The organism is Yoonia sp. JB2-21, from assembly GCF_055693545.1.
On the sequence record NZ_JBVFUC010000001.1, the window covers coordinates 2,675,856 to 2,685,891 of the forward strand.

The window sequence follows — 10,036 nt, forward strand, 5'->3', positions numbered from 1 at the left end:
CAGGTTGCGACCCTCGCCTCTTGCGATCGGTTATTTTAAGGGTGCAATCAATTCTCTACGACAACTGGTCATTTTTGCCACGAATGACTAGATATCTGTAAGACTGGAGTTTCGAGAATGGTAAATACGAGCGTCACCAAGGACCGCCGCACAAGCGTTGATGTTGTCTTTGATCATTTGCAGGACGAAATCGCATCGTTGCGGTTGTTGCCGGGTGACAAGATTTCAGAGGCCGAGATCGCCGCGCAATTTGGTATCTCGCGCCAACCGGTCCGCGACGCGTTTAGTCGACTAGAAAATCTTGATCTTTTGTTGATCCGTCCGCAGCGCGCGACCGAAGTGAAACGCTTTTCGTTCCGCGAGATTACCAAGTCGCGGTTTGTCCGCGCCTCAATCGAAGCAGAAGTGTTGCGCCGCGCGTCTGCGGAATGTGATGCGATTGGCGCAGCCAAGCTGAAAGCCAACCTTGTTATGCAAGCGGCGGTGGTCGAATTGGGTGATCATGAGAAGTTCAGCCAACTAGACTATGAGTTCCACCAGACCCTGTGCGATATCGCGAAGGTCGACTTTGCTTTCGAAGTCATCAAGGAAGAGAAAGCAAAGGTTGACCGTCTTTGCATGTTGAGCCTTTCGAAAGAAAACCGAATGGCCGAGCTTCTTGTTGATCATGAAGAGATTACGCGCTGTGTGCAGGGTCATGACAAAGAAGGTGCAGTGGCGATTGGCATGACGCATCTGTCCCGACTTGATGCAACAATTGACGCGATCTCTGATGCACATGGCGACTATTTTGATCCGTAGGTGATAGTGTCCGCTGATGCTATGGCGCTGATTGGCTCATCCTAAACCCGGAAGACTTTGGCTATGAAGATAACGGGCGCAGAGGTTTTTGTTGGTGGCCCGGGGAAGAATTATGTGACGCTGAAGGTCATGACAGACCAAGGCGTGTACGGGCTTGGTGATGCGACCCTTAACAACCGTGAAACACTGCCTGCCGCCTATCTGACCGACTATTTGATTCCCTGCCTGATCGGCATGGACCCCCGCAACAGCGAGGACATTTGGCAGTATTTCTATCGCGGGGCCTATTTTCGGCGTGGCCCGATCGCAATGGCCGCGTTTGGCGCGATCGACATGGCGTTGTGGGATATCAAAGGCAAACTTGCTGGTATGCCTCTCTATCAGTTGTTTGGCGGCAAGAGCCGTGACGGTGCGATGGTCTACGCACATGCGACGGGCGCTGATCTTGCGGATCTGATGCATTCAGTCGCCCATTTTGTGGCGCAGGGTTACAAGGCCGTACGTGTCCAATGTGGTGTTCCGGGGATGCCAAGTGCAAGCTATGCGGTTCCCGAAAAGTCTGGCAGTTCGCCCACATACCTGACCGACTTTCGCGGTATCCGGCCTGATGTCGAAATTTGGGATACCGGGCGTTATATGCGCTATATGCCGGATGCGCTGGCAGAGGTCAGAGATCGCTTTGGGCCTGAATTGCATATTCTGCATGATGTTCACCATCGCTTGTTACCGCGTGAAGCCGCGGCCTTTGCCAAAGCGGTAGAGCCGGTCGATCTTTTCTGGCTGGAAGACCCGACACCGGCTGAGGATCAAGATGCACTCAAGCTGCTTCGTCACCACTCCACCGTGCCTGTTGCCATCGGCGAAGTCTTCAACTCGATCTGGGACTGCAACAAGCTTATCGAAAATGAGTTGATCGATTTCATCAGGATTGCAGCGACGTATGGGGGTGGCATTACGCATCTCAAACGGATTGTTGATTTGGCGGCACTGCACCACGTCCGCACCGGGTTTCACGGCGCACCAAGTCATTCACCCGTCTGTATGGCAGCCCACGCGCATTTGAACGCTTGGGCGCCAAATTTTGGCATTCAGGAGTATTTGGTACTTGGAACACCGGCGTGCGATGCGCTGTTCCCGTCTGACCATAAAATGGAAAATGGCATGGTCTACGTGAGTGATGCGCCGGGGTTGGGTGTGGATTTTGATGAAGAAGAGGCCAAACGCTACAGTTACGAGCCCGGAAGTCATCCGGTCGTCCGGTTGGAGGACGGGACAATCTGGAACTACTGAAACGATAAACCGAGGGCTGCGCGGATTGGTGGAACTCTTGCTTGGATGATCGGCAAATTCAAAAGATGACCAGCAGCACGCAGTATCAAACCCCTACGACAGCTGAGATCTTTGCGATGTCATGGCCGCTGGCATTGCGCGCGGTCATGATGTTCTCGCTTGTCATTATAGACCTGTACTTGGTCTCTTCACTTGGTGAAGAAGCGGTCGCCTCTATCGGCATTGCCAGCGTCATTACAGGGCTGGTGATGGGGACCATTTTCGCGTTTTCGAATGCCATGCAGATCAAGGTGGCCCAGGCCTTTGGTCAAGGTGGCGCGCTGGAACTCAAAACGTCTTTCTTCAGCGGGCTGATGATCAACTTGACGCTTGTTACCGTCGGATTGCTTTTTGTCGTCACGTTGGGTGGATTGATCGTGAACGGCTTGGCCCATTCACAACAGATCGCGGTGGGGGCTACGGATTACCTGTCTGTGTTCATGCTGGTTTTGGTGAGTGAGGCCGTGAGCAGTGCGCTAACGAGTTTCTTCAATGGATGTGGGCGGACGCGCCTTTCTTTTTACAGCTTCTTGATTTCGGCTCCCGCAAACATCTGTTCCAGTATTGTCCTGATCTTTGGCCTCTATGGGTTTCCCGAGCTTGGTCTGTCCGGTGCGGCGTGCGGCACCCTGATCGGCGCACTGCTTCGGCTGATTTACTTGGCCGCGATGATGCACCGCACGAACCGCTTTTTTGCCGGAGTGATCGGTTGGCAGCATCAGAACCTGCCCGCCGCATCCATCAAGCAGTTCAATTTTTCATGGCCTATCGCCGCGACGTTCATCAGCATGACGTTCGCCTATCAAGCCTGCAATGCGATTTATGCCAACCTGAGCATTTATCAGTTCGCGGCCATTACTTTGATCATGCCTTGGGTGCGGATTGCCGGGCAACTAAGTTATACTTGGACCCAGGCAACCGGAATTCTGGTGGCTCAATCACTGGGAAAATCTGTAACCGGTGCCGCACTTGATGAGTTTCTCAGTCGGGCTTGGCGCGGCGCATTTGTGGCGGCGATCGTCGTCGCGTTGACCTACGCGGCGATCATCTTTGCGACCCCTTGGATATACGCAGATCTTGCGATCGAAACCCGCGCGGCGCTGTTGAGTTTCCTACCTGTACTGCTGTTGATCCCCTTTCCGCGCGTGTCGAATGCCATTTGTGGCAACGTACTGCGCGCGTCGGGCGACACAAAATCGTCGATGAACATCAGTCTGGGTGCAAACTGGATTTTTATGGTGCCGACGACGGCGCTGTTCGTTTTGGTGTTGGATATGTCTGTGGCTTGGGTTTTCGCACTCTTCCTGGCCGAAGAACTGGTCAAGTTTCCGTTCTTCCATCGGCGTATCTGGCGCAAGGAATGGCATAACATGCAAAACTAGAGACAAGTCGACTTAAATGGCGACAATTGCGTGCCTTGCCTGCGATTGTGGCTTGAATTGATGCGTTTGTCGTGCGCGCGCCAATTCATACTGTTGGCGTTCTTGATTACCTATGGTTGTATTGCGTTGCTGTAGGGACAGGCGTGAAACAAAAATAGCTTAGTTTAAGTGAAATGAAATTCGACTATTTGACGCTTTTGGGCGCGAGACTGAACCACCGTGCAGAGATTGATCGTCTGCTGTCGCTTGAACGTGGGAATGGTTGGGACACCAGAGTACGACTGGTGGGTGTTCCGGCTGGAAGCGTCCTGATTTACCTATACACGAATGAGTACGCGGCCTTTTTCTGGAGCGGTGGATATGTCGCATGTTACGCGGTCTATCGTTTTTATCTGCTGTCCCTTCCGCAAGAGGTCGCTCTTAGACAGCAGGTGACTACTCATTTATTGATTGTCCTTCTGACCCTTAGTTTCCTGTGGCTGCCATCCCTGATGTTGGTCGATCAGGACAGAAATCAGGCACTTGTCGGTGCTGCACTTGTTGGCTCACAGTTGATGCATTTGGTGCATCGTGGCGACACGCCTCTTTTCCTGATTTTGGGTGTCACGACAGCCGTTTGCGCAATGATGCTTTACCTGTTGATACGGGTACTACCGCAAATTGATGATCCCATCGCAATCATCGGCATCTTGATCAGTTGGACCGTGTTGATTTTCTATCTGGCGCAATCAATGTTGGCGGCGCGCGCGCGGATTTTGGCAGAGAATGCCGCGCGCCTACAAGCCTTTCAGGCCCAGAAGTTATCGGCGCTTGGGCAATTGGCAGGCGGTATCGCGCACGACTTTAACAATATTCTGACGGCGATTTCAGGGAATCTGGAACTCTACAAGGTGTTGGAAACCGACGCCGAAAAGGATGAGGTGATAAACGCCGCGCAACAGTCAAGCCAGCGCGCTGCCAAGATCGTCAGCCAGATTCTGGTCTATGCGCGCAAGTCACCGGTTGAAATTCAAACGATTGACGCAAACGTACCCTTGTCCAGTATCGCAGTTCTGATGGAGCATCTCGTCCCACCCACTTTGCAGTTCTCGATGACACCACTTTCGACGACGCAATCCATCAGGATAGACCCTGATCAATTGGTGACAGCGCTGATGAATCTGATCCTGAACGCGGTTGATGCGACACAACCGGGCGGCAAGGTTGTGCTGGCGGTTCAACATACGGATATCAAAGGTGAGAGAAAAGTTGCTGGCGACCGCATGCTCAGCAAAGGTGCCTATATTGTCTATGAGGTCAGTGACACTGGCAGCGGTATCCCAGAGCATATTCTGAAGGCAGTGGTCGATCCTTTCTTTACCACCAAGCCAGCAGGCAAGGGGACAGGGCTGGGTCTGTCTATGGCTGTGTCCATCGCCGACCGTGTCGGTGGCGGGCTTGGGATTGAAACGTCGTCGGCGGGGACGGTGATGAAAGTGTTTCTTCCGTTGGTAGACCGCGGGTGACATGCCGTGGTCAGACGTCAAACCTTTGCGTCATCTGTTAGACGCGGTCAAAAGTGTGTTTTTGGTAAATCGAAACTCCGCCTTAACAGGGCGTATTTGGCGCTAAATACGCTCAAAAGGGCGCAAAAGTTAACAAAAGCTGGCTAAATTCGATGTTCATGGCCCGTTTTAGTCGGGAATCGAACGACTTGGTTAAGGTCTCTTTAACCGGAACATTTCATTTTCATTAACCATAGAGAACCGGTCGCGACCCCGGCAGGTTCATGGAAAATGAGAGTGTTTTGCTGTGTTCGACTTTCGCGATGACGTATTAGATTTTGACAACCAGATTGACGATGTTGGTCACAAGAGGCGGCACTTTCCCAAGATGATGTTTGATCTGGCAGTGTCTCTGGCGCTTCTCCCGGTGCTTGTCGTTGTGGCGGTCGTCTTGTTCCTGATCAATCCCATCTTTAACCCCGGGCAGGTCATATTTCTTCAGAAAAGAATGGGTCAGGATTGTCGGCCTTTCACGGCTGTAAAGTTCCGCACAATGTTGCCTGATACTCAAGGCACGCGCGGTGCATTTGATGCGCTGGAGACCGACAGAATTTCGCGATTGGGACACTTTCTTCGGAAAACACGGTTGGATGAGCTGCCGCAGATCCTGAACGTGTTGCATGGTGAGATGAGCCTCATTGGCCCGCGACCTGACGCCTATGAGCACGCGATCGTCTATCTGCGGCAGGTGCCGGGCTATGTGCAAAGACATCAGATGTTGCCGGGCATTAGTGGTTATGCCCAAACCGAAGTGGGTTATGTCGAAGGCCTTGACGGGATCGAAGATAAAGTGGCCGCTGACATGTACTATCTCAAACACGCGAATTTTCGGCTTGATCTGTGGATCACATGGCGGACGTTTTGCGTTGTGTTGGGGTGCCGGGGCAGCTAGTGACCGGACGTTAATGCTGGGTGTTGCGTAGATGCCCGTGCGATGGTCAAAGCGATTGGTAAACAGGTAAAAATAGAAAGGGCGGATCACATTTAAGCGGAGAGTGAAATGCCCGATCCATTCGATACAGACTATGTAAACCTGACGTCGCCTGCTGTTTCCCATTATGTCATTGTCCCGTCTGACGGTTCTGACTTGCCGGTGCGCCCACGTGCGCTCTACGTCAATGTTGGCGGCAGCGCAGTGCTTCAGGATAGCAGCGGCGAAGCGATTAGCTATGAATTAACGACCGGGTCGATTTTGTCGATGCGCCCGAACCGTGTTTTGGCCTCTGGCACGACGGCGCAGCTGATCGCGTGGTACTAAAACATGATTGGTTTTGAGCTTTCCCCCGGAGCGTTGCAGGGAGGGCCAAAAAACGCGCCGCCCCTGGCTGCTTATTTTCGCAATGGCGGTGGACAATCGGTGGCCATTGCCGACGGCATCAATGGTGGGCTGACGGTTTGGACTGAATTGGGTCAAGGTCGCGCGGCGCGGATGCGACTGGACAATGATGACCCCGGAACGCGCCTGTCATGGCGCGAAACCCAGATCGCGGAATTGCGCAACATCTATCCTATTGGCGCATTCGCGTTGTCAGGGTCGTGGTCGAAGTTGCAGTCATCCGGATCCGGAAGATCCGGCAGCTATACGGGCAACCGGGCGATCAGTACTGGTTCTGTATCGGCAATCGCGAGTGTGACGGTTGGTCGCGCGGCGACCTATGACCTTTGGGTGCATTACACTGGCCGCACCAGCGGCGGCTACGTGAAAGTGGACATCGACGGTGCACAGACGCTCGTCAATGAGATCGACGATCCCGCCGATTTGGGCTTCAAGGCGTTTTCGTCTTACACCGCAGATGATTTACAGCGGCGTCAGGCGATCAAAGTGGCCAGCGGTTTGAGTGGGAGCCATGACGTGGAGATCAGTTTTGGTGGCGCGGCCTCGCCCGGTGGTGCGGCCATTTTGATCGAGGCGGTCGGCATTTCCGGCGCACTTCTTGATCCGCATATTTTGCCACCGATGTGGTCGCCCAGCACCACCTATGAGATGGGCGACGAAGTCCAATTCGGGGGCATGTACTATGCCGCCAGAGCCAATGGTGTCAGTGGTACCAGTGGTCCGACCCATACCGGCGGCATCGCATCAGATGGGGCAATTGACTGGCGCGCGGATGACCGGCCGACCTATCCGGAATTTGTCACCATCGATTACCCGTCCGAGCGCGAGTACGCCGTCCGGTTTGCCGTGTCTGGTGCAACCACCGAGGCGGGTGGCCAGACCCACGGAAATGAGGCGCTGGTGGCCCGGACGATCACGCTGGACAATGTGCTGTGGGTTCCGCAATCGACTGGGCTGGGTCTGAGTGTTGGCAGCAATCTGACGTTTGTCGAAGACACGACCTGGCAAACGCAGGCTGGCGCACCGGTCGCGGATTGTCGGTTGACCCGTGCTGTGACGCCGGGTTCTGTGACCCATAATGTTGTGGCAAATGCAACGGGACCGCAGATGGATGTCGAGTGGCTTTATGTTGGTATGGTGCCAATGGTCCATTGGGACGGCGAAAGCCGAACGACCGTTGTGGATACGGTGCGCGCGCCAGACGCAGCAGCAGTTGATCTGTCAACATTCGCCGGTGTCACGCCGCCCAACACTGATTTTGGAGCCGCAGCCAGATTGGGTTTGGCGGGTGCCGTAGAGGGGGCGGCATTTGTCTATGGGCACGAAGTTGGTGCAACGCCGGTGTCTGGCAACATCATCAACGGTTTTGATGCGTTCCTGCGCCCCAACCTTGAGGGACGGACGGAATCCGGGTCACTAGACTGGCCAGCAAAGGCCTATTTGCAAGCGCAGGATGGTGGCACCATGACGCTCGACCCTGGCGAGGCTATTGGTTTCTTTAGTCGCCACAGTATCGCGATGAGCCCATTCTAGGATGGAGAAAGGCCGCCTAAACGCGGCCTTTTTTGCTATGTGGTGCCGGCCAAGGGCATCCCACCTTGAAATGATCCCATCCCTGATCGCGATGTCTTTCGCGTCTTTATCTGCGACAGGATCAGTCCAGTTGCCGGCGCTCCTGCATCGGCGAGCATTTGCAGCCCGGACCCTACAACATCAGCCCGCGTTTTTGACCATCTGACTGCGTAAATGACGTTATCTGCGACTTGTGCCAGAAGCAGTGCGTCAGGCGACGAAAGGACAGGTGGCCCATCAATCACCACGTGATCATACCGGTTTGCCAGTTTCGCGAACAATGCGCCAAAACCGTCAGCCAATGGTGCGCTTTGGGTATTCGCCGTCCCAGATAATTGCAGCACATCTGCGTGGAGTGATGGGTCGCGTACCAAGGCTTGTTCCAACGGTATCTGGTTTGAAAGCACATCATTCAGCCCCAGCCCTGTCTGTTTGCCAAAGGACCTGACGAGTTTTGATCCGTTGCCGTTTGCAGCGAGAAGCAGGACTGATTTCCCGGATTGCGCAAATGACTGGGTGAGCGCCAGGGCATAGGCCGCGCTGTCTTCGTTTGGTAGACTTGATGTTGTCAGTATCACCTTGGGTACAGGGCCCTTGGCGCTGATCTGCAATGCGGTGCGCAGGTATTGCATGGCATCACCGAAGACAGGTTTGTTTGCGCGCAGCAGTCTGTGCAAACGACTTGGGTGATGCGCTTTCGCCTGGGCGATCTGTGCCATGACAGGGACACCAGTTTCGCGGTGCAATGCAGCGGCGTCAGCGAACCCCTTGCGCAGTGTGTGCCGTAGTGTGATCGTGACCAACCCCAACACAAGACCCACGACAACGCTCAACATCAGGATCAGTAGCTTGCGGGGTCCGGCATAAGCGGCGGTTTGTGCTGCCGTGACGAGGTGACTGTCGGGTGCTTCCAGTCCGCGCTGGATGCGTGTCTCTTGTAGGCGCGCAAGGTAAGTTTCGTACAAAACCCGCGTGGCATCTGCTTGTCGTTGCATCTGATGCAGACGGGTCAAACCAGCGGACTGCGCCGACAGCTGTGCCAGCAACCTGTCGCGTTGCGATGTGATTGCCGCGATTTCAGTGCGCTGCTGCAGAACCGCGGATTGTTGACGGGTGCTGCTGACAGGCGCTGCCTCGGTTTCCAACGTGACAAGCAATGCTCTGGCTGATTGAAGGTCCTGTTCAATTTCGAGGATCTGATTGCTGAGCATATCGAGTTCTGCGTCATCTTGAATTTGTGCGGTTGCAATCAGTGCGGTGATCTCTGTCTCTTGGGATTGCAGTCGGATTTGTAACTCTTCAACCCGACCGGCAAGCCAATCCTCTGCCTCTTGCGATGACACATTTTGTGCGGCGATTTTGTCGGCCAAATAAACGTCCGCAAGGGTGTTGGCAATTAGCGTAGCTCTTTGCGGTGCACGGCTTTGTGCGCGGATTTCAAAGATATAGGTGTTGTGGGGGCGATGGACCGAGACTGCGCGACGCAGGTTCTGAATTGTCTTCTCGCGGATTGCGCGGGTGTCCGGCTCCACGTCGACTGTCCCGGCGATCAGGTTGCGCGCTTTGCTTCGCAGGACGTTTATGGAAAATGGCGAAGGCGTTGTGAGGTAGCGATTGAATTCCCTGTCTTCGAGCAAGTTCAATTCATCCACGACCTGCCCCAGCAGATGCCCAGATGTCATGATCGCGATCTGCGTGTTCAGGCTGTTGGCGTCGGATCCGGGTGCCGCCAATACGCCAGAGACATCGCGCAATGTTGTTGGTTGAACGTCCACTTGCAGGACCGCTGTCGCAGCAAACCGCGGTTGCACCATGTGGAATGCGTAGTACCCTGCGGCGGTTACGCAAAAAACCAACGACAAAAGTATCACCCACTTGCCTTGCCAAATGACGCGCAGCATGCCCGAGACGTCAAGCACAGGTATCGGGTCAACCTCAACCAAGTGGGACGCATGACGCGGCCTTGTTGGGCTTGCAGGGTGGGAGGAGGTCAAGACAGTATCCTTGATTGCGGCGACTTCCCTTCAAAAAGATCATAAAGTGGTTAACCTAAAATTAATCTCAATGAATGA

Annotated in this window: 8 protein-coding genes; 7 read left to right on the forward strand and 1 reads right to left on the reverse strand. The window is 54.3% G+C overall.

Annotated elements, in window-relative coordinates; translation table 11 throughout:
* The first annotated feature begins 117 nt into the window (after positions 1-117).
* From ACZ1G5_RS13435 to ACZ1G5_RS13465, 7 genes are all read left to right on the forward strand, one after another.
* On the forward strand, positions 118-801 hold the full coding sequence (locus tag ACZ1G5_RS13435; RefSeq protein WP_472733320.1) for a GntR family transcriptional regulator: 684 nt from the start codon (positions 118-120) through the stop codon (positions 799-801).
* A 63-nt stretch (positions 802-864) separates the two neighbouring features.
* Positions 865-2,091: a D-mannonate dehydratase ManD gene (manD, locus tag ACZ1G5_RS13440; protein ID WP_472733321.1), complete on the forward strand. Its 1,227-nt coding sequence runs from the start codon at positions 865-867 to the stop codon at positions 2,089-2,091.
* 65 nt (positions 2,092-2,156) lie between these two features.
* Positions 2,157-3,512: an MATE family efflux transporter gene (locus tag ACZ1G5_RS13445; protein ID WP_472733322.1), complete on the forward strand. Its 1,356-nt coding sequence runs from the start codon at positions 2,157-2,159 to the stop codon at positions 3,510-3,512.
* Positions 3,513-3,685: 173 nt separating this feature from the next.
* Positions 3,686-5,017 (forward strand): sensor histidine kinase, encoded by a 1,332-nt coding sequence (locus tag ACZ1G5_RS13450; protein ID WP_472733323.1) that lies wholly within the window; start codon positions 3,686-3,688, stop codon positions 5,015-5,017.
* Between the two features lie 286 nt (positions 5,018-5,303).
* Positions 5,304-5,948 (forward strand): sugar transferase, encoded by a 645-nt coding sequence (locus tag ACZ1G5_RS13455; RefSeq protein ID WP_472733324.1) that lies wholly within the window; start codon positions 5,304-5,306, stop codon positions 5,946-5,948.
* 108 nt (positions 5,949-6,056) lie between these two features.
* Entirely contained in the window at positions 6,057-6,314 is a 258-nt protein-coding gene (locus ACZ1G5_RS13460) for a spike base protein, RCAP_Rcc01079 family (protein WP_472733325.1), read from the forward strand.
* Between the two features lie 3 nt (positions 6,315-6,317).
* On the forward strand, positions 6,318-7,925 hold the full coding sequence (locus ACZ1G5_RS13465; protein WP_472733326.1) for a hypothetical protein: 1,608 nt from the start codon (positions 6,318-6,320) through the stop codon (positions 7,923-7,925).
* Between the two features lie 35 nt (positions 7,926-7,960).
* Here ACZ1G5_RS13465 and ACZ1G5_RS13470 read toward each other — a convergent pair whose 3' ends face one another.
* Positions 7,961-9,907: a GumC family protein gene (locus ACZ1G5_RS13470; RefSeq protein WP_472733327.1), complete on the reverse strand. Its 1,947-nt coding sequence runs from the start codon at positions 9,905-9,907 to the stop codon at positions 7,961-7,963.
* Positions 9,908-10,036: the final 129 nt, after the last annotated feature.

Bases quoted from the DNA above. Each gene is read 5' to 3' on its own strand.
- ACZ1G5_RS13465 (WP_472733326.1), top strand. From the start codon at position 6,318: ATGATTGGTTTTGAGCTTTCCCCCGGAGCGTTGCAGGGAGGGCCAAAA.
- ACZ1G5_RS13445 (WP_472733322.1), top strand. From the start codon at position 2,157: ATGACCAGCAGCACGCAGTATCAAACCCCTACGACAGCTGAGATCTTT.
- ACZ1G5_RS13435 (WP_472733320.1), top strand. From the start codon at position 118: ATGGTAAATACGAGCGTCACCAAGGACCGCCGCACAAGCGTTGATGTT.
- ACZ1G5_RS13460 (WP_472733325.1), top strand. From the start codon at position 6,057: ATGCCCGATCCATTCGATACAGACTATGTAAACCTGACGTCGCCTGCT.
- manD (WP_472733321.1), top strand. From the start codon at position 865: ATGAAGATAACGGGCGCAGAGGTTTTTGTTGGTGGCCCGGGGAAGAAT.
- ACZ1G5_RS13450 (WP_472733323.1), top strand. From the start codon at position 3,686: ATGAAATTCGACTATTTGACGCTTTTGGGCGCGAGACTGAACCACCGT.